The organism is Pseudoalteromonas sp. J2K-J031 (assembly GCF_058197095.2).
Genome location: NZ_CM200279.1, coordinates 1,017,235 through 1,038,005 on the forward strand (window position 1 = coordinate 1,017,235; position 20,771 = coordinate 1,038,005).

A 20,771-nucleotide genomic window follows, 5' to 3' on the forward strand; every position below is an offset into this window, starting at 1 on the left:
TCTTAAAAGTGTATTTCTCATGACTGAACAATTTTTATCGGCCGCCCAACTAGACGAAGCTATCTCTGATTTAAAAACTATTAATGATTGGTTACGCTGGAGTGCCAGCCAGTTCTCAGCTGCGGGGCTCTTTTTTGGTCATGGTACTGATAACGCGTGGGATGAAGCCGTGACGTTATTGTTGCCAACGTTGTCGTTACCTATTGATACACCAAAAGAATTAGTTAATACCCGTTTAACCCAATCTGAAAAAGAAACCCTTGCTCAAGTGGTTGCAGAGCGCGTCAACAACCGCACTCCAGTGGCTTATTTAACCAATCAAGCATGGTTTGCTGGCTCGCCATTTTATGTTGATGAGCGTGTTTTAATTCCTCGCTCACCTTTTGCTGAACTGATTGAAAAACGTTTTGCACCTTGGTTAAGTGAAGACCAAGCGGTATACCGTATTTTAGATATGTGTACTGGCTCTGCGTGTATTGCGATTGCACTGGCCGAAAAATTCGATGATGCACAAGTCGATGCAGTTGATATTTCGACCGATGCACTTGATGTAGCTGATATTAATATCAGCGATTATCAATTAGAAGACCGTGTGTTTCCAATTCAATCGGATGTGTTTTCAGGTGTCTTGGGGCAAAAATACGATTTAATTATTGCCAACCCACCGTATGTTGACCAAGAAGACATGGCTGATTTACCAAACGAATTCCACCATGAGCCAGAGCTAGGTTTAGCATCGGGCTTTGATGGCTTAGATGTCACTCGTAAAATCTTAGCCGGTGCTGCTGAGCATCTAAACGATAACGGTTTGTTATTTGTTGAAGTAGGCAATTCTATGGTACACATGGAAGACATTTATCCAAATGCTGAATTTGAGTGGATTGATTTTGAAAAAGGCGGCTTAGGCGTGTTTGTTATTTCAAAAGAAGCTTTAATTCGTAGTATCGAAGACTAATAAAACGCACAGCTTGATGCGCTCAAGCTGTATTTCAGTGACATGACATTTTTTGGGGATGAGGTAAAAAATGGCAGGTAATAGTATTGGACGGCTGTTTTGTGTCAGCACTTTTGGCGAAAGCCACGGGGTTGCGCTTGGCGGAGTAGTAGACGGGTGTCCTGCGGGATTGGAAATTAGCGAAGCCGATTTACAAATCGATTTAGATCGTCGTAAACCAGGGCAAAGTCGTTATACCACCCAACGTCGTGAAGACGACCAAATTAAAATTTTATCGGGTGTCTTTGAAGGTAAAACCACAGGCACCAGTATTGGTTTATTGATTGAAAATACCGATCAGCGTTCGCAAGATTACGGCAAAATTAAAGATGTTTTTCGCCCTGGTCATGGCGATTACAGCTATTGGCATAAATACGGTGTGCGTGATTATCGTGGCGGTGGTCGCTCATCTGCGCGCGAAACTGCCATTCGAGTTGCGGCGGGGGCAATTGCTAAAAAATATTTAAAGCAGTATCACGGCATTGAAGTGAAAGCGTGTTTAAGCCAGCTTGGGCCTATTAAAGCTGAAGTGATTGATTGGTCAGAAGTTGAAAACAATTTATTTTTCTTTCCTGATCCGAGCAAACTTGACGCCCTTGATGAATACATGCGCGAACTTAAAAAGTCGGGTGATTCTATTGGCGCTAAAGTGCTGGTGGTTGCAACAGGTGTCCCAGTAGGATTAGGCGAGCCAGTGTTTGATCGTTTAGATGCCGAAATTGCTCACTCTTTAATGAGCATTAATGCGGTTAAAGGGGTTGAAATTGGTGACGGTTTTGCGGTGGTTGAGCAAAAAGGTTCTGAGCACCGTGACGAATTAACACCGCAGGGTTTTACCTCAAATCATGCCGGTGGCACGCTTGCTGGTATTTCGACAGGGCAAGATATTATTGCTTCGATTGCGCTTAAGCCAACTTCAAGTATTACTATTCCCGGTAACAGTATTAATACTAGCAATGAGTCGGTTGAAATGATCACCAAAGGGCGCCACGACCCATGTGTCGGCATTCGGGCTATTCCTATTGCTGAAGCCATGCTGGCGATTACCTTGATGGATCATCTGCTGCGCCAACGTGGGCAAAACCCGCATGTTAATTTGGCGCACGGTCCAATACCGGGTTCAATTAAATAAGCTAAGTTTAGATTTTAAAAAAGACGCGTTAAGCGTAATGCCGATCAGTTAAGAAATATTTTACTGATCGGTTGACCGATCTTCTGTAGATGTAACAATCCGATGAGCCCACATGTCATCGGATTTTTTATGGAACTGTCAGAAGCCTTAGCACGCACCTCAATTAACCGCCTTACCGAATTTTCGTCATTAGCGGATGTCCTAGACCCCGAAATTATTCAATCGTGTTTAGCCTCTAATGGTGTGGCCACATTGCGTAAACGCAAGCTGCCTATGGATGCAATGATTTGGGCCGTGATAGGTATGTCACTTTTTCGCACTGAATCAGTCCGCCTGCTCATCAACAAGCTCGATATTGTATTACCGCAGGATGTGGATTACGTCGCACGCAGTGCCGTGACACAAGCGAGAAAGAAGCTAGGCAGTGATGTGGTTCGAGATGTATTTCATCTTTCAGCACAGAAGTGGCATGAGCGAGCTGAGCATCCCCATTGGTGTGGTCTGAACTTATTTGGTGTAGATGGCGTTGTATGGCGCACGCCCGATAGTAAAGAAAACAGCGCAGCCTTTGCCCGTACAGCGAATAAAGCCAGTGAAGCAGGCTATCCTCAGGTACGAATGGTATGTCTGATGGAGCTTAGTAGCCACTTAATTCTTGATAGTGCATTGAGTAGCGTGAGTGAAAATGAGATGACACTGGCAGCACAGCTCATAGCACGTGTACCAGATAACAGCCTAACATTGTTTGATAAAGGCTTTTACTCACTAGGCTTGTTACATGATTGGCAGCATAAAGGCATCAACACACATTGGTTATTACCGCTAAAGAAGAACGTACAGTATGAGGAAATCAAACGTCTTGGCAGGCAAGATAAACTCATCCGCCTAACCACCACACCTCAAGCGAGAAAAAAGCGACCAGAGTTGCCCTTAACAATGGACGTGCGACTTATCACCAAACTAATCAAAGGAAAAGAAGTCAAAATACTCACGTCCATGGTCGACCCTATGGCATATCCATCGGCAGAAATAGTCGACCTTTATAGCCATCGCTGGGAAATAGAGATGGGCTACCGAGAAATGAAGCAACACTTGTTGGCAAGTAGGTTTACGTTAAGAAGCAACTTACCAGAGCTCATTAGACAGGAGTTATGGGGGGTGCTGTTGGCGTACAACTTAATCCGCTATAAGATGGTCCTGATGGCGAAGTCGCTCAAGAGTGTTTTCCCAAACCAACTAAGCTTTAGAGATGCCTCATCACACATCATCCATAAGCTGACTATGATGCCAATTTATGCGCCCGGTAATGTCCCCGGACAGATATTGGAAATAGAAAGAAATGCCAGTCAATTTAAGCTAGAGGGAAAACGAGAACGAAGTTACCCAAGAACACTAAAAGTATCGAAAAACCGCTACCCTGTGGCTAAAAATAAAAAAGCCGCTCACCTTAAGTGAACGGCATTACGCGTTAAGCGTCTTTTTTATTGATTAGGGTTTGGTAGCGTTCACTCAGTTGTTTTACTTGTGCGCTGGACATCGGATTTAACGGATGCAAGGCACTAACTAAAACAATCGCAATGCTGGGTAAAGCCGGTAAAAAAGGGGCTTTGATTTGCTCTGCGTATTGAGACTGACTAATATCTGCCATCGCGGTAATGGCTAAACCGTGATCAACAATCCCATTGAGCACGCTGGCACTGGCGCAATTGGCAACAAGATGAAACGGTTGCGATAATTTTAGCAACCCTTCAACAGCCGCTTGGTGAAACTTACACTCTTTTTGAAAGACCACAATTGGCAAACTGTGTTCAGGTTTTAACTTAAATTGTGGGTGCTTAAGCCACACGCCTTGCGCCGTCTGCAGCAAATAGCCTTCTTCACTATTGGGCGCGCGCGTCACTATGGCTAAATCTAACAAGCCTTGGTCAAGTTGCTCACGTAATACTATGCTCGATGCGGTACTAATACTCAGCTCAAGATTTGAAAATTCTTGATGCAACAGCGCAACTAGGTTTGGTAATACCCGCTTGGCATAATCATCAGGGCAACCTAAACGAAGTATTAAGCGTTGCTTGGATTGTTTAATGTTGAGCACACTTTGGTCGTGCAGATGCACTAGCTGTTTGGCATCACGAGCAAGTAATAATCCTTCAGCAGAAAGCACCAGGTTACGGCCATGTTTGATAAAAAGCGTTTTGCCAAGCTCGTGTTCTAGCTTTTTCATTTGCATGCTAATGGCCGATTGGGTGCGGTGAATTTGTAACCCTGCTCGGGTAAAACTGCCAGTTTCAACAAAAGCGAGTAACGTGCGTAAGGCTTCAATATCCATTGGGTTCCTAGAGTAACCTATTTGAATTATGAATAGGTTATATCAAAATAAAACGTTAGTAGCGCAGTAAAAATTGCTTTAATTTAACCTCAATCCCACCACAAGGAAATGAAAATGCAACTTTATATTGGTAATAAAAATTATTCGAGTTGGTCGCTGCGCGCTTGGTTAATGCTTGCAAAATCAGGTGTTTCATTTGATGAAGTGATGCTTGAATTAGATACGCCGCAATTTTATCAAACGCTAGCCCCTTTGACTCCAAGCCAAAAAGTGCCGCTGTTAATTGATAATGACATCACAGTTTGGGATTCGTTAGCGATTTGTGAATATATCAATGATGCTTATCTAAATGGCACTGCATGGCCTAACAACTTAGCTGATCGCGCCAAAGCTCGCGCGCTTGCAGCCGAAATGCATTCGGGGTTTCACGCGCTGCGTAATGAAATGCCGATGAATATTCGCGCCACACGCCATGTTCAACTCAGTGCCGCTGCGCAAAAGGATATAGCGCGGATCGATGCTATTTTTGCAGAGCAAATGCGGCTGGGTAATCGTACACAAGGTGGTTGGTTATTTGGCCAATGGTCGATTGTCGATTGCATGTATGCGCCTGTGGTTTTAAGGTTAAAAACCTATCAAATAAGTTTAAGTGATGATGCAACTTGCTATCTTAATCATGTGTTAGCATCTGAGGCATTAAAGCGTTGGATTGACGCAGCGTTACTTGAAACAACGATTGTGCAAGCCGATGAAGCAGGAACTGATGTATAGCCTAGATTAGATCATGCCAATTCAAAACCCGAACTAAGCTCGGGTTTTTGCATTTTAACCCGTACTAAAAATTGAGTTGCTCACTTTTACTTTACAGTGAAAAATCCGTACAATCGGCCACAGTTTTATCACCTACGGGCAGCGTATTTATAGGCTGTTACTGCAAGCAATCAGTATTGAGCCCAATGAGCTCCTTTTGAAGAAGTCAGAAATGAAATTTAAATTAGGTTTAATTGTAAATCCTTTTGCTGGACTTGGTGGCAGTGTCGCCCTAAAAGGCAGTGATGGTGCACATACAGCGGCCAAAGCGCTGGAGCTTGGCGCAGAGCCAAAAGCTAATTTGCGAACCAAAGCGGCCCTTGAAGTATTGCTGCCATATCAGCATGAGCTTGAAATATTTACCGTTAGTGGCGATATGGGTGAAGCAATTGCAAAAGAGCTTGGTTTTACAACCCATGTTATTTTTCAAGCTCAAACTCCCTCTACTGCTGCCGATAGTGAAGAGGCGGCACGCCTTCTCAAAGCTCAAGGTGTTGATTTAGTTTTATTTGCCGGTGGCGATGGCACAGCGCGAAATATTTGTTCAGTGATTGGCGACGCATTACCAGTCTTGGGTGTACCCGCTGGCTGTAAAATTCACTCTGGCGTTTATGCCATTACCCCAAAAGCAGCCGGTCGAGTAGTTGAGCTGTTAGTTAAGGGCGAGTTGGTGACTTTAACCGAAGCTGATGTAATGGACATAGACGAAGATGCGTTTCGCCAAGGCACGGTTAGGGCAAAGCGATATGGCGAAATGCAGGTACCGTGTGAATTGCGCTATGTGCAAGCCGTTAAAAACGGCGGTAAAGAAACCGATGAGTTGGTTTTAGCCGATATCGCAGCGTATGTTGTATCGCAAATGGATGAAGATTGGCAATACATCATGGGCTCGGGTTCTACCGTTGGCGCTGTGATGGCTGAAATGGGGTTAGACAATACTTTACTAGGCGTTGATTTAGTTGATGATCAAAGTTTAGTGGCCAGCGATTTAACCGCAGCCCAGTTGCTTGATTATGTGGCTCAAAAACCGACCAAACTTATTATTACCCTTATTGGTGGGCAAGGGCATATTTTTGGCAGAGGAAATCAGCAATTAAGCCCCGCGCTGATTCGTTTTTTAGGTAAAGAAAATATTATTGTTATTGCGACTAAAACAAAGTTACACGCTTTGAATGGCCGCCCACTAATTGCCGATACTGGCGATAGTGCTTTAGATGATGCACTTAGTGGTTTTATTAATGTCATTACTGGATTTAACGATCACGTGTTATACCGCGTTGGTCATCAAGAGGAAGTTTAAATGTCGTACCTTGAATATGTAGAAAACGCGCAGCAATTTTTTGATAATTTGGTCGAGCATGCCAGCGATGACGAATTGTTTGCGGGTGGTTATTTACGAGGCCATTTTGATTTAGCTGTTGGTTATGCCCAAGTTGATGGCCAAGCTTTGACGGTTGACGAGCTCAATGCGAATATCGAAAAAAGTTTGGTAAAAGCCTATCACAATGGTGAGCTTAACGATGATGATAAACAACACGTCGTAGTTATTTGGGAACAAATAAAAGCGTTAGTGGTATAAGCCTTTTGCCAGAACGTTTATGTGTTGAAGCGTTCTGGTTGTTTTTTAGCTAAGAGTCATGCTTTGATGGTGGCTGTGCACAAATCAAAAATTTCTATGTGATTGTTTTTAAAATATTTCCCTTCTGAACATCCCCGTCTATAGTTAAGTGAAAAAGAGCGTTAAATTACATTGCAGTTAGGTGCTTTTGCGTGAATAATTGCGCCAATTTTAGATGTGACGCTTTTGAAAAAACAAAGGTTTAAGGAATATAGATGGGTGATTTACTCGTTATTGCGATATTAATTGCAATTAGTGCTTTGTTCGCAATGTCAGAAATTGCAATTGCGGCTGCCCGTAAGGTGAAACTGCGAGTTATGGCTGAAGAGGGGAATGTTAAAGCGCAGGCGGTATTAAAACTCCAAGAAAACCCAGGTGGTTTTTTTGCCATGATCCAAATTGCCCTCAATGCGATTGCAATTATGGGTGGTATTGTTGGTGAACAAGCACTGAGCCCTTATATTGCCGAGTTTGTTAGTTTGTTTTATGTGGGCCCCTTAGCTGAGCAAATGAGCTTTTTCTTCTCGTTTTTAACCATTACCTCATTGTTTATTTTATTTGCCGATTTATTACCAAAACGTATTGGTATGATCATGCCAGAAAAAATGGCGATGAAACTTGTATTATTTATGAATACAGTCACTTATGGACTTAAACCATTGGTTGTATTTTTTAATGGTATCAGTAACTTAGTGCTTCGTATTTTTAATTTGCCGACCGAACGTGAGGAAATTGTTACCACAGAAGATATTGTTGCCATGATGGATGCGGGTGCTGAATACGGCAGCTTGCAACAGCAAGAATATCACTTAATTGGTAATGTGTTTGAACTCGAAGGGCGGACCTTACCTACCGCTATGACCACCCGCGAATATTTAGTGTATTTTGACATTGCAGATGACAGTGAAACTATTAGTGCCAAAATATTAGAGCACCCACATAACCATTTTTTAATTTGTGATGGCAGCTTAGAACGTTTAGTGGGGTCGGTTGAGTCTAAAGAAATTTTGCGTCAATTATTAAAAGGTGAGTCGGTGAGTTTAGTCGATGAAATCATCGATAAAGATCTGTTTTATTTACCTGAAACTTTAACTTTATCTGAAGCACTCAATGCATTTAAAGCAGCCGCTCGTCCATTTGCCATTGTAGTAAATGAATATGCGATGGTGGTCGGTATGGTTACAGTAAAAGACTTAATGAGTAGTTTCATGGGTAATTTAGTGCCGTTTCATGGTGAAGAGCAAATTGTACAGCGTGATGCTAATTCGTGGTTAGTTGATGGCGCGACACCAATTGTTGATTTAATGCGTTTACTTGAAATAGAATCGTTCCCAAATAGTAGTCAATACGAAACGGTAGCAGGTTTTTTGATTTACATGCTTAAACGCCTTGCAAAGCGTACCGATTATACTATCCATGCAGGTTTTAAATTTGAAGCAATCGACGTAGAAGGAATTCGTGTTGAGCAATTACTCGTATCGCGAGTGATTGAATCGGTGATTGTAGTCGAAGATAAAATTAGCTAATGGTTTAATTGCACTGTTAATAAGGTTTCCTATACTCAAAAGTAGGGGGGGGGACCTATTATGGAACAATCAGTGCTCGAGACTTTAAAAAGAAGAAATTACTTCACTGAGAAAGGTGTTTATCAGGATTTCCTAGAATACATTGTGAGCCTGAGCGAAAGCACCATTGGTTATTTACATTTGTTTGATGAGCAAACTCAAGAGCTTGTTTTAAACGTGTGGTCTAAATCCGTATTACAAAATTGCTCAGCAACTTATAACAGCCATTACCCACTTGATGATGCTGGTATTTGGGCTGATGCAATTCGAACCCGCCATACAGTAGTGCATAATAATTATTATCAAGACGCGAGCTCAGAACGGCTCCCTCAAGACCACTTTCCACTTCATAATCACGCTGCCTTTCCGTTATTTTTAAATGGTGAAATTATTGCCGTGCTTGGGGTGGGCAATAAAGAAGGGGGGTATAATTCTGAGTTAATCAATTGTCTTGAGCGGCAAATCTTATTGAGTTGGGATGTGGTTCGCTTAAAACTCGATAAAATTCATGAGCGAGAAGCTGAGCTTGAAAGTGCTTTTAGCCGTCAAAGTAGCCATCAAGTATTGCTTGAAATGCTCAAAGCAATTTCCCATGCCTTAGAGCTTCGTGATTTATACACTTTTAATCATCAAAAAAATGTTGCTTATATTTGCACTGAAATAGCCAAAGTATTGCATCTTACTGAAAAGCAAAGTATGGGGTTATATGTTGGGGCGCTTATTCATGATATTGGTAAAATGATTATCCCCAGTGCTATTTTGAATAAACCAGGTGCTTTGTGTGATGAAGAATTAGCATTATTAAAAACGCATCCTAGTAATGGGTTGGATATTTTTAAAAGTACACTTTTCCCATGGCCTATTAAAGAGATGATCAGCCAACATCATGAGCGTATTGATGGTTCAGGTTACCCTCTAGGATTAACCGAACATGAAATTTGCCTTGAAGCACGCATTATTGCGGTAGCCGATACCTTTGATGCGATGGCAAATGATAGGCCTTATCGAAAAGCTCCAGGTCGCGAAAAAGCGATTGCCGAATTAAGACGTGGCCGCGGCACGTTATATGATGAGTATGTGGTTGATGCATTTTTAAAATGTGTAGCCGATAACCCAACCTTTGATGGAACGTATCTTGACTAACCTGAGCTTTGGTTAAGAGATTTACTAACGTATTGATATTGAATTGGTAAATGTTTTTTCAAGTCTGTAGCCGGAAACTTTTAAAGGATAACAAGGCGAATTTACGCGTCAATAGCTGGCCTATTGTAAGTAAATTCAACGCGGTTAGCGTTGAAAGTGGCCGCTGGAGATAAATTTATTATCCAGAGCTCAGGTTGACTAGTTTTAGTCCGCTTTAACAAGCGGTTTAACCTTCTTTTGAATACAAAAAGTGGGTGATTACGCAAATTAAAGAGTAAAAAAAACCAGTGCGGTTAGCACTGGTTTTTTATTGGTTATTAACCAATTATTTATTTCTTGGAGCACGTGGGCTTCGTTTTTCAACCGCTTTAGCGCGATTGGCAGAGGCTGGTTTGTCGTAGTTATGTGCTTTATCAGAGCTATGCGCTTTGTCATGGCTGTGATTCTTGTCGTTATGCAGCACCAAGTTCATTGGGCGTTTGCAAATAAACACTTTTTTGAAATGCTGTAATGTATCTGCAGGCATATTCAGTGGTAATTGCACTGTACTGTGATCATCAAATAAACGGATGTCACCAATAAATTTACTTGGAATATCAGCTTCATTAGCGATAGCACCAACAATGTTTTTAACCTGAACACCATGCTCACGGCCGATATCGATACGGTAAGTATCCATTGGGCCATTTTCGCTGTTACGACGTTCACGCGGTTTGTCTGAGTCACGACGCGGCTCACGTGGCGCGCGGTCTTCGCGGCGGGCGCGGCCATCTCGCTCTGGGCGGGCGTTACGATCACGTGATTTACCATCACGATCGTTGCGTGCTTCACGGTGAATAGCGACTTCTTTGACTTTAATCGGTGCACTTTGTTGAGCTAAGTACAATAATGCACCCGCTAAATCAGTGCCTACTAAGCCTAATTGGCCGGATAATTTTTCAGCTAGTTCATTGTAAAAAAGAATGTCTTTTTGCTCTGCGCTTGCAGCCACTTTAATTGCAAGTTGTTGAATGCGTTTTTCTTCAACAAGTGCTGTGCTTGGCATATCAACATTATTAATCGTTGATTTGGTATGCTGAATAATATTACGTAATAAATGACGCTCGTTATGTTTTACGAATAAAATGGCTTTACCAGTGCGACCAGCGCGACCAGTACGACCAATACGGTGTACATACGCTTCTGAATCTTGTGGAATATCGTAATTGATTACTAACGATAAACGGTCAACGTCTAAACCACGTGCCGCAACATCGGTTGCGATAACTATGTCGAGTAAACCATTTTTTAAACGCTCAACAGTACGCTCACGGGCTTGTTGGTTCATATCGCCGTTTAATGGCGCAGCAGAGAAGCCTGCTTGCTCAAGAAGTTCGGCAATTTCAACAGTATCGTTACGTGTGCGCACAAATACAATAGCGCCGTCATATGTTTCAGCTTGTAAGAAACGGATAATTGCATTGTTTTTATGGGTATTGGCTTGCCAATAAACCTGCTCAACACTTTCTACCGTACTGTTACGGGCAGAAATATGAACGTGTTCAGCGTCTTGCAAATACGTGCTACAAATCTTTTGAATTTGTTGTGGCATAGTGGCCGAAAACAAACAGGTTTGTTTTTGTTTCGGTGTTTTAGCCATGATGGTTTCAACATCTTCAATAAAGCCCATGCGAAGCATTTCGTCGGCTTCATCAAGCACTAACGCTTTTAAGTGATCAAATTTAATTGTGCCACGATTTAAGTGGTCGATTAGGCGACCAGGCGTTGCAACAATCACTTGAGGGCCATTACGTAAACCACTTAGTTGTACGTTATAGCTTTGGCCACCGTACAAGGCTAAAACATTAATGCCTTTGATGAATTGTGAGTATTGCTCAAACGCTTCAGCCACTTGAATTGCAAGCTCACGAGTTGGCGCAAGTACAAGGACTTGAGGGTGCTTCACAGTGGCATCGATGTTTTGAAGTAACGGCAGTGCAAACGCTGCGGTTTTACCCGTGCCCGTTTGAGCCAGTCCGAGAACATCCTTACCGTTTAATAACAAAGGAATACACTGCGCTTGGATTTCAGAAGGCGTGACATAACCTAGTTTTTCGACGGATTTTAAGATTTCAGGAGATAAGTTTAAGGATGAAAAAGTAACTGGTTCGGACATTAAAGCGCCTCAGAAGTTGAATGAGGCGCAGATTATACAGGAGTTACCTTCATTATGCTTGTGAATTTAACTCTACATTCGCCGCCATGCCGCATTTTTATTGGTATAAACCTAAATTTTCTTTGGCATAAGCTTCAAAATCTGTAAAACCACCAATGTGTTTTTGGTCGAGAAAAATTTGCGGTACAGTGGCCACTGGAACACCGGCTGATTTTTCAAGATCGGCTTTTGAGATCCCTTCTTTAATGATATCAACATATTTGAAACTAAAGTCATCACGCTCGGTGCTAAGTTTTGTGGCAAGCTCTTTTGCGCGAACGCAATATGGGCAGCCATCACGGCCAAAAATTACTGTAAACATGGAAGATCCTCTTTTGTTTTGATGTGCTTAGTATCAATAAAAAGGTGATTAAAATAAAACCAGTTATTACGATTAGTCAGAGCGATAAAATAGATAGGTGATGCTAAAGCAAGTTTTGGTGTCGGTTTATGAGTCTGACTTGAGAAAGCTTAAAGTAAACGTAGTGCCTTTATCGACTTCTGATTCAACCACAATGCTTGCATGGTGCGATTGTAAAATAGCAAAGCTGACTGATAGCCCTAAACCAGTGCCTTCGTTCTCGGCTTTGGTGGTAAAAAATGGGTTAAATATTTGTCGCTGTGTTGCTTCATCCATACCACAGCCTTGGTCTTGGATATGAATATGATGATAGTCGTTATCGCTGGTTACACTAATGTTGAGTTCGCCGCCTGTTTTCATTGCTTGTGCGGCATTAACAAAAAAGTTAACAAAGACTTGTTGTAATTTTCCATAATACCCCGAGGTCATTAACGGATCGTCTGCGGGTAAATTGACTGTGACAGTGTGCTCATATTTGAGTGAATTCCACACCACTTTAAGTGAGTCATCAATACATTTTGCCAATGAAACGGGTTGGGCTGTTGCGCCATCATCAGAGCGAGAAAACGATTTGAGGCTATCGACAATTTCTTTCACTCGCATTACACCGCGTAATGTTGTGGGTATTAGTTGCTTAATGTCTTGTTCAATAAAATCAAAATCAAGGTCTTGTTTTAGGAGCTTAAAAGCCTCGACTTGTTCACTGCTAAGTAATGTTTGTGTGCCTGTGAGTAAATGGGAATACTCAGCTAAATAATCTTCGAGGGTTTCAAGATTGCTGCTGATGTAACTTAAAGGGTTGTTGATCTCATGAGCAACCCCTGCGGCAAGTTGCCCTAAAGAGGCCATTTTTTCTTGTTGTAAGAGTTGTTTTTGGGTTTTTTTTAATTCGTTGTAGGTTGCGCTGAGTTTGGTGTAGTTTTTTTGCAGTTTTTCTTCGGTTTTACGACGAAAAATAGCCGATGTAAGTTGTTTAATGGCGGTATTAATCGTTTGAGTAAATTCTGGATTTTCAATTTGTTTGTTCAGTCCAATGGCAATTACCCCTGATTCTTTAGTTGAAAGCGGGTAAATAACGCAAAGGACTGCTTCACAGATGGGCAATGTATTAATATTTTGAAAAATAGACTGATGATAGGGTACCTCTAACCAGTCATCATGATGAGACTCATGGTATTGCTGCAGATGCATTAAAAGCTCACTTGAAATTGGATACGCTAACCAAGGTTTACCGTGGTGTTTTAGCTGAGCGCTCGAGCGCGTTGGGTATTCTGGTGACAAACTACAGTGTATTGCAAACTTATAATCGCTGAGTAATAAAATATGGTCGACAAAGGCAATTAAGAGTTCATCAAGAGTTTTTTCTGACAATATATCTGAAGCAAGATAGGACAGAAATTGTAAATGAATTTGCTTGGATGAAGCTTGGTCGTAGGCCTCAAGTAACAACTGTTTTGATTGATAGGCACGTTGGCTAAACTCTTCAAGTTGTAACTCAACTTGCATGCGCGCGCGTTTTTCTCGCAGCAGCGCTTTTTCAGTTGCGATGAGTTTTTGCTCAAGTGTGTGGCTCATAACAAGTGAACCTTAAGTTGATACTGTTCTGGAGATTCACTAGGTGTCACATCAACGCTGATGACTTGTTTAAAATGATTTGCGGCACCTTCGATTAAACCTTGAGCCAAATACCCCATAGAACGAGATGAAAGGTAGTTTAAACACAGGGTGTTGGCATTGAGCTGGGTGCATTGCAGTGAAGGTGTTTTTGCTTCAGGATCCAGTTTTTTAACTTCAACATGAATCACGGTATCAATCGAAAATAAAAAGTCAGTTAAGTTATCAATTAACCTCACTTCTTGCGGGCTTTTTTGTAACAAATGTGGAAAAAGCCATCGGCCAAATTCAATTTGCATCTGTACACCATCGCGCTCACTGACACTGCAAGCAGCACCAAACAGTTGCATAAACTCATGATCAGGATAGGTCATGGTGCCAACATAGCAGCCATCTGCTTCAAGTGCTGTATTATCCAAAACGGTTTGCCAAGCAATTAAACCGAATTGTTCACTGATAAAATCTGCAAATTGAGTAAAAAGAATTCCTTTCATGACATGCTCCTAAATTGCTCTAATTTAACTTGTAACGTCTGGTTAGCTTGCTTTAGTTGATTATATTCAATCATTAAATTGATGATGTTTTTAAGTTCAAAATTATCCCAAGGTTTGGCCAAAATAATTTTAGCAATATCGTTGCTAATGGCCATTTGGCATTGATCCATATCAGCATAACCGGATAGCAATACCCGACCTACAGAGGGGTAGTCGCGTTTTATTTGAGCTAATAACTCAATACCATCCATCTGTGGCATGCGAATGTCAGAGATGATTAAGTCGCATTTGATGGTACTTAAAATCTCCAATGCTTGTGCGGCGCTATTTGCCGAGGTCAAGGTGTAGTCCTTACGTAAAATGCGTGTTAATGCGTTTAGCACTTCAGGCTCATCATCAACTAATAAAATATGGTTCATTGGCCACCTCCAATTTTCAGAATAGTTTAATATTAAAAAAGTACTTAATTTATAATGTGTTGCTGTGCTTTAAATGACATGAAAGACTTAATGTCATGCAGTACATTTTTAATGTTTCTGCGATGTGGGTGTAAATAAAGCGCGCGTAAGGCGTGCATAAACGCTTTGTTTTTTTCACCCAATTCGCGGTAATACTCACCATAAAACTCGGTTAACAGAGCGTGAGCTCGTTGCTTGGTTTTGGCTGTAACACTTGGATGCTCTCCCATGCGATGAATGATTTCACCCATGGCTTCTAGGCGATTAATACGGTTGGCGGTAATCGAGTTTGGGCGCATGAGATAGTCCATAGTAATTTGTTCGCTAAAAGCCACTTCGCCGCAAAGTGCAAGGCGCAGCCAACAATCCCAATCACTGGCCGAGCGCAAAGTGGGGTCGAATCCGCCTGCTTTGATGATGGCATCACGTCTGACAATGACAGCAGAAGTGCCAATGACATTCGCTTGCAGTAATACATTCAATGGCTCGTGAATGGTTTTATATTCTATATCGGCGCTGGTGTATTGCTTGGCAAATTCAGGCCAAAATGAAAAGCAATCTATGATGGGCTGATAGCCTAAATCAACATGCTGATAATTCGTAAAACTTAACACGCACGATTTATGAGTGCGCATGTATTTAAGTTGAGGCGCCAGCTTGTTGGGCAACCAGTAATCATCGGCGTCTAAAAAAGCAAGGTACTCACTGTTGGCTTTTTGAATGGCGGTATTACGGGCGCTGACAACACCTTTGCGCTCTTGCCTAATCACACGCACTTGATTGTAAGCGCGCTCAGCGTATTCAAGCCATTCTAAGCTACCATCGTCTGAGCCATCATCAATAATTAAGATTTCGATATTAAATCCCGCTTGCTGCAACACACTGTTGATGGCTTTTGGTAAAAAGTCTCGGCAGTTATAGTTTGGAATGATAACGCTAATATCTTTGCTCATGTTCAATCCTCCACGGTTATAGCTGTGGTATCGCAAGGAGAGTGCCAAGTGTGAAATATGCAGCATGTTAGTCGCTTTAGTGATGATTTATTTTGTGATTATTGGTATTTATATTTGTTTTTCAATGCCTTAGGTTTTTAGTGGTTGTAAGTTTATAGTGTGAAAGGTCTTTAAGCTAACCATTACAATTTGCCTGATTCGAGGTTGTTACCGTAAAAAGCGAAATTGAATTGCTTTTTGCGAGTGATATTTTGCATTTTGCAACGATTAGTCTCTAAAACAGCGGAAATAAAGGGAGTTGAGCGAATTTTAAAACGGCACGAAGATTGCGATACCCCACTTATCAAATGATTACGTGGATTGTATTTATGAAGCATGTTGCCTTTTTTATTAATGATTTTCCTATTCCTTCAGAAACATTTGTCCGCACTGAAATCAAAGCATTACTGGCGGCAGGTCATCAGGTCAGCTTGTTTTGTTTTAACCTGCTTGATAACCATGTTGAGGTGCCAAAAGGGCTCACCGTGGTGTGCTTAAAACACGTATCGACTTTCGATGCAGCGGTATTTGCAGCTACACAATTAGCGTATTTGCCAAATGCCTTGCGTTACAGCATTAAACAAGACGCAATTTCAACCCAATCATTGCTGTTTTATGGTGCCAAATTAGGTTATTTACTTACACATTATCAATGTGAGCATCTGCATTGCCATTTTATGCACAGTGGCCTGGGTTATGCCGTGGTGGGCGCAAAATGGGCCAATATCACGATTTCTTCGATTGGTCATGGCCATGATGTGTACATTAACCATCAAGATTTACCCTTTAAATTACAAGCCTGTCAGTTCAATGTGGCGGTATGCCAACCTATGGTTCAAGCCTTTGAGCGCTTAGGTGGTGAAAAAATAAAGCTGCTTCATTGCGGGGTCGATGTCGGTCAATTTAAGTTTGTGCCTGATGTGTTGTTATCGGGGCGTAAATTAGTCTTTATTGGCCGCTTGGTTGAAAAAAAAGGCTTAAGTTATGCGCTGATTGCGCTCGCAAACATTGCCCCCGCAGCTCGACCTAGCTTAGATATTATCGGTGAGGGTGAGCTCAAGGCGCAGTTAATGGCACAAGCACACAGTTTGGGTTTAGATAAACATGTGCAGTTTTTGGGGTATCAAACACCTGATTGGATAAGCCAAATTGGCCAACACTATCATGGTTTTTTAGCGCCATTTTGCATTGCTGACAATGGCGATTGTGATACAGGCCCTGTGGTACTCAAAGAAGCAATGGCGATGGGTTTACCAGTGATCACAACCACGATTATGGGTTGCCCTGAAATTGCTTCACCTGAGAGTGGTTATTTAGTGGCTCCAAAAAATCCAATCGCCATTCAACATGCTATCGAGGCTTTTTGTGCTTTAGCGCCTAATCAGTATATCCAGATGCGATTAGCGGCGCGTTTACGGGTTGAATCTTGCTTTAATGCCACGACGCAAGGGCTGCAGTTATCATCTTGGATTGAGCAGGCGCACTTATGAAACAACTTAAAGAAATGCTGTTATACGCAATGGCGGTTTTTATGCTCAAGGGCTTAGGGTTTATCATGATGCCGCTAGTGACTCGTTTTTTAAGCCAAGAGCAATATGGCGAACTCAACGTGTTAGTGTCTATGGCCGCAATGGCAAGCTTAGTTTTAACATTGGGCCTAGGTGAAGCCTTGTTTCGGTTTACTGGTCAAAGTAGCCAGCAAGATACGGTTATGCGCCAATGCTTACGTTTAAGCTTGTTAAGCAGTGGTGGTTTTTTATGCCTGAGTATTCTTTTTATTGAGCCTTTATTGGCGTTACTGCCTGTGTCGCTCGCTGCACTCGATGTGCAACTGTTAATGATTAACTTAGCCGCAGGCGCTTTGTTAACTGTGCCATATTGCTATTTTCGGCTCACCAAGCAAGCTGGGGCATTTTTTATGCTGTCGGTTGGGCAAGGCGTTTTGCAAACCGGGTTGTCGGTGTGGTTTTTATACCAAGGTTTGGCGGTGCGTGGGTTGATGCTTTCAGGCGCAATCGCAAGCGTTGCCATTATGGTTGTGACCTTAGTGTATTTTCGTCATTACTGGTTTGGTGCGCGCATGGTGTTTAACCGCACCCATTATCAATACTGCTTTTTTATTGTTTGTTCAAGTTTGGCGGTTTATGGCTTAAGTGGCGCAGAAAATTGGTTAGTAGCTGCGGCGCTTGGCAAAGCGCAGCTCGCGTTGTTTTTCGCAGCAGCGCAATTTGGTTTAATGATCTCTGTGGCCTTTGAGCCATTTAGAATGTGGTGGTTTGCCAAACGCTTTGCATTTGAACAAACCAATAGCGACTTAGGCGCGCATTATGCTGTACTTGGAGTGCAAATTGGCATGCTGCTGGCATTGTTAATGTTAGTCATTGCACCGTGGTTAATGGGGTGGTTATTGCCCGCTCATTTTGCGCCCAGTCTCGTTTATATTCCTTGGTTTTGCTTGATTATGGTGGCGCGTTTTCATGCCGATTTACTCAATTTAGGCTGTTTTTTAAAAAAAAGTGCCAGTGTCGCCATGATCATAAACGCCGTGTGCGCTGCAATTTTACTGCCCTTTGGTTATTGGTCGCTTGGTGAACTGGGCATGATGGGGCTGATTTGGGTGATGGTTGGCGTGCATCTTCTTCGTGCGATCCTTTTTTTAGTGGTCAGCCAATCGTTAACGCCCCTTGCTTATCCGTTTAAATCGTTAGTGGGGTCGTGGTTGATTTTTTTAACGGCCTTTTATTTTACGGTAACCGTTATTGATGAGCGCACCTTAACCGAAGGGGTTCCTGCAAATTACGCGCTGTTACTGGGCGTGCTCATCGTGCTCAAAATGGCCCTTTTGGTTTGGGGATATATGCGCATTATCGGGCGTTTTTATCGCGCGCCAGCGATTGAGATTAAAGAGGTGACATTATGAAGCCATTAGAAATGCCAGTGACACCGAGTATTCATCAGGAGAAACAGGCTGTATCGCTCAAAAAGTCAATGTGGTTAACCGGGCTATTTAGTCTGTTAATTATTGTACTGTATGAGCAATTTGGTTTTGTTGCTGCGTTTGCCATTGTATTGCTGCCCTTTGGCGCGGTGATGGCGGTGCAAATAAGTACCTTTTTTATTATTTTGTTTATTTTATTTAGTTACTTTCGCTTACATGAAGCATTTCCCATCTTAATGCCGTTAAAAATTCCTAAGCTTTTGGCATTGGCGTCATTGGCGGGCATTGTTTGGCATTTATTTATCTCTCGTAAATTAAAACCGCATTGGCACACCGGACACCTTGTTTTTTGTATTTTGTTTTTTTGGTTAACTGTGTCGGTGTTTGCAGCCAAAGATCGCCCCCTGGCCATGATGTATTGGAGCGACATCATGGTGAAAGTATTTCTGATGGTGTTTGTGATCAGCTGGTGGTTAAAAACGGTGTCTGCTTTTAATTGGGTGCGCTTTGGTATCATGATATCTGGCACTTTAGTGGCGTGTGTTGCGTTATATAACAAAGCTAATGGCATTGGGTTAGTTGAAGGCACTCGGGTGACAATTTCACGAGAGTTACGTTCGCAAATTGGCGATCCGAATGACTTGTCGTTAGTGCTGATGTTTCCGGTGTCCTTTTTAGCTGCCGAGGTGTTTTCAAGTGCGAACAGTAAGTGGAAACGTTTTTTTGCTTTGCTTGGCTTGTGTACTGTCATTGCTGGCATTATTGCGACTCAAAGTCGGGGTGGGTTACTCGGCATCTGTGCGGTGCTTGGCTATTTTATATATCAAAAAGTGAAAAATCCTGTGGTCGTGATGGCGATTGGTGGTGCGGCGATGTTGGTATTGTTGGCGGTTGCTGGAATTAGCGATCGCCAAAGCGGTGGTGCCGCTGAAGAGGGGGTTGATGCATCGGCGATGGGGCGGATTTATGCTTGGCAGGCAGCCATTAATATGGCGACTTCAAACCCGTTAACTGGGGTCGGGGTCAATAATTTTATTTCAAATTATTATTTTTACAGCCCCCATTGGGATGGCAAAAACCATGCGGTGCACAGTACATGGTTTCAGGTGCTCGGTGAAACTGGTTTTGTCGGGTTGGCGCTTTATTTCTTGATGATGGCTATCATTATTAAATCATTGCGGCGAAGTTACTTAATTAGCCTGCGTTTACAAAGTAATAATTTAGCGCTCAATGCCAACGCATTACGGGCTGGGTTATTAGGGTTTGTTGTTGCAGGTACGTTTTTAACGCAAGCATTTACATGGCCGATTTATATTTTACTATCGTTAAGTTTGGCGCTTGAAAAAATGGCTAACGAACAGCTGATAGAGCAATAGGGGAGCATTATGCTAATTCAATTAAAGCAATGGGTTAAAACCAATGACAGTGGCTTTGCTGCGCTTTGTCGCACGTTGGCAAAATATCTACTCAACCCACAGTTTCCTGAGTTGCCGGGTTTTCATGCATTACTTTACACCTTGCATAAAACGATACTTTGGCTTTGGCATAACATTAGCCGAGTGCTGTATTTTACGCCGATTTTAAAAAGCCAAGCTAAAGGCAGTAAAAAAAACCTGTATTTGTATTCGGGTTTGCCACTTATTTTAGGCCCGTTACACATCACGTTAGGTGATAACGTGCGCATGTCAGGCGTGACGACGTTTAGCGGTCGAGCAGCGAGCAAAGATACGCCGCAATTAATCATTGGTAATAATGTGGATGTGGGCTGGCAAAATACCTTTGCTGTCGGCGGTAAAATCGTGCTTGAAAATGATGTGCGCTTAGCTGGGCGTGTATTTTTAGCTGGTTATCCAGGCCATCCGCTCGATAATGTAGATCGAGCCCTTGGCTTGGCTGATCTAGACTCTCAAGTCGGTGATATTGTGATCAAACAAGGTGCGTGGCTTGGGACTGGGGTGACGGTGCTTGCCGGTGTCACCATTGGCCAAGGTGCGATTGTTGGCGCGGGTTCGGTTGTGACAAAAGATGTCCCCGCCTTTGCGATTGCTGCTGGAAATCCAGCTAAAGTGGTTAAACAGTTAGCGCAAGATGAGTAAATTACGGTGCATTTTGCAATTAATCTCTTTTCA

General features: G+C 42.4%; 19 protein-coding genes. 12 read left to right on the forward strand and 7 right to left on the reverse strand.

What is annotated here, in order from left to right:
* Positions 1–19: 19 nt before the first annotated feature.
* The 3 genes from prmB (at position 20) to AC3KZC_RS04655 (ending at position 3,581) form a co-directional block, all read left to right on the forward strand.
* Positions 20–955, forward strand: a complete 936-nt coding sequence (gene prmB / locus AC3KZC_RS04645) for a 50S ribosomal protein L3 N(5)-glutamine methyltransferase (protein WP_490580264.1) — start codon at positions 20–22, stop codon at positions 953–955.
* Between the two features lie 70 nt (positions 956–1,025).
* Positions 1,026–2,126, forward strand: a complete 1,101-nt coding sequence (aroC, locus tag AC3KZC_RS04650) for a chorismate synthase (RefSeq protein ID WP_490580263.1) — start codon at positions 1,026–1,028, stop codon at positions 2,124–2,126.
* A gap of 129 nt (positions 2,127–2,255) precedes the next feature.
* Positions 2,256–3,581 (forward strand): IS4 family transposase, encoded by a 1,326-nt coding sequence (locus AC3KZC_RS04655; protein WP_518525921.1) that lies wholly within the window; start codon positions 2,256–2,258, stop codon positions 3,579–3,581.
* Between the two features lie 13 nt (positions 3,582–3,594).
* Here the strand turns inward: AC3KZC_RS04655 and AC3KZC_RS04660 are convergent, their stop codons facing one another.
* Positions 3,595–4,455 (reverse strand): LysR family transcriptional regulator, encoded by an 861-nt coding sequence (locus AC3KZC_RS04660; RefSeq protein WP_490580175.1) that lies wholly within the window; start codon positions 4,453–4,455, stop codon positions 3,595–3,597.
* 114 nt (positions 4,456–4,569) lie between these two features.
* Here AC3KZC_RS04660 and AC3KZC_RS04665 point away from each other — a divergent pair, with 114 nt between their 5' ends.
* From AC3KZC_RS04665 to AC3KZC_RS04685, 5 genes are all read left to right on the forward strand, one after another.
* A complete protein-coding gene (locus AC3KZC_RS04665; protein WP_490580174.1) occupies positions 4,570–5,226 on the forward strand; it encodes a glutathione S-transferase family protein in 657 nt (218 codons plus the stop codon).
* A 211-nt stretch (positions 5,227–5,437) separates the two neighbouring features.
* Positions 5,438–6,565: an ATP-NAD kinase family protein gene (locus AC3KZC_RS04670; RefSeq protein ID WP_490580173.1), complete on the forward strand. Its 1,128-nt coding sequence runs from the start codon at positions 5,438–5,440 to the stop codon at positions 6,563–6,565.
* Positions 6,566–6,844, forward strand: a complete 279-nt coding sequence (locus AC3KZC_RS04675; protein ID WP_490580172.1) for a YfcL family protein — start codon at positions 6,566–6,568, stop codon at positions 6,842–6,844.
* A gap of 254 nt (positions 6,845–7,098) precedes the next feature.
* A complete protein-coding gene (gene paeA, locus AC3KZC_RS04680) occupies positions 7,099–8,409 on the forward strand; it encodes a polyamine export protein PaeA (protein ID WP_490580171.1) in 1,311 nt (436 codons plus the stop codon).
* Between the two features lie 60 nt (positions 8,410–8,469).
* Positions 8,470–9,591, forward strand: a complete 1,122-nt coding sequence (locus AC3KZC_RS04685) for an HD domain-containing phosphohydrolase (RefSeq protein ID WP_490580170.1) — start codon at positions 8,470–8,472, stop codon at positions 9,589–9,591.
* Positions 9,592–9,916: 325 nt separating this feature from the next.
* On the opposite strand, the gene AC3KZC_RS04690 is transcribed toward AC3KZC_RS04685, so the two are convergent.
* The 6 genes from AC3KZC_RS04690 to AC3KZC_RS04715 form a co-directional block, all read right to left on the reverse strand.
* On the reverse strand, positions 9,917–11,746 hold the full coding sequence (locus AC3KZC_RS04690; protein WP_490580169.1) for a DEAD/DEAH box helicase: 1,830 nt from the start codon (positions 11,744–11,746) through the stop codon (positions 9,917–9,919).
* Positions 11,747–11,843: 97 nt separating this feature from the next.
* Positions 11,844–12,107 (reverse strand): GrxA family glutaredoxin, encoded by a 264-nt coding sequence (locus tag AC3KZC_RS04695; protein ID WP_490580168.1) that lies wholly within the window; start codon positions 12,105–12,107, stop codon positions 11,844–11,846.
* A 126-nt stretch (positions 12,108–12,233) separates the two neighbouring features.
* Positions 12,234–13,721, reverse strand: coding sequence for a sensor histidine kinase (locus AC3KZC_RS04700; RefSeq protein ID WP_490580167.1), 1,488 nt, complete (start codon positions 13,719–13,721; stop codon positions 12,234–12,236).
* On the reverse strand, positions 13,718–14,254 hold the full coding sequence (locus AC3KZC_RS04705; protein ID WP_490580166.1) for a heme NO-binding domain-containing protein: 537 nt from the start codon (positions 14,252–14,254) through the stop codon (positions 13,718–13,720). The genes AC3KZC_RS04700 and AC3KZC_RS04705 overlap by 4 nt, the downstream gene beginning before the upstream one ends.
* Complete coding sequence (locus AC3KZC_RS04710; protein ID WP_490580165.1) at positions 14,251–14,673, reverse strand: response regulator; 423 nt, start codon at positions 14,671–14,673, stop codon at positions 14,251–14,253. The genes AC3KZC_RS04705 and AC3KZC_RS04710 overlap by 4 nt, the downstream gene beginning before the upstream one ends.
* A gap of 44 nt (positions 14,674–14,717) precedes the next feature.
* Entirely contained in the window at positions 14,718–15,665 is a 948-nt protein-coding gene (locus AC3KZC_RS04715) for a glycosyltransferase family 2 protein (protein WP_490580164.1), read from the reverse strand.
* 368 nt (positions 15,666–16,033) lie between these two features.
* Here AC3KZC_RS04715 and AC3KZC_RS04720 point away from each other — a divergent pair, with 368 nt between their 5' ends.
* The 4 genes from AC3KZC_RS04720 to AC3KZC_RS04735 all read left to right on the forward strand — a co-directional run bounded on the left by AC3KZC_RS04720 (position 16,034) and on the right by AC3KZC_RS04735 (position 20,738).
* Entirely contained in the window at positions 16,034–17,194 is a 1,161-nt protein-coding gene (locus AC3KZC_RS04720; RefSeq protein WP_490580163.1) for a glycosyltransferase, read from the forward strand.
* Positions 17,191–18,624 (forward strand): lipopolysaccharide biosynthesis protein, encoded by a 1,434-nt coding sequence (locus AC3KZC_RS04725; protein WP_490580162.1) that lies wholly within the window; start codon positions 17,191–17,193, stop codon positions 18,622–18,624. The genes AC3KZC_RS04720 and AC3KZC_RS04725 overlap by 4 nt, the downstream gene beginning before the upstream one ends.
* A gap of 68 nt (positions 18,625–18,692) precedes the next feature.
* Positions 18,693–20,018 (forward strand): O-antigen ligase family protein, encoded by a 1,326-nt coding sequence (locus AC3KZC_RS04730; protein WP_490580176.1) that lies wholly within the window; start codon positions 18,693–18,695, stop codon positions 20,016–20,018.
* Between the two features lie 9 nt (positions 20,019–20,027).
* Positions 20,028–20,738, forward strand: coding sequence for an acyltransferase (locus AC3KZC_RS04735; RefSeq protein WP_490580161.1), 711 nt, complete (start codon positions 20,028–20,030; stop codon positions 20,736–20,738).
* Positions 20,739–20,771: the final 33 nt, after the last annotated feature.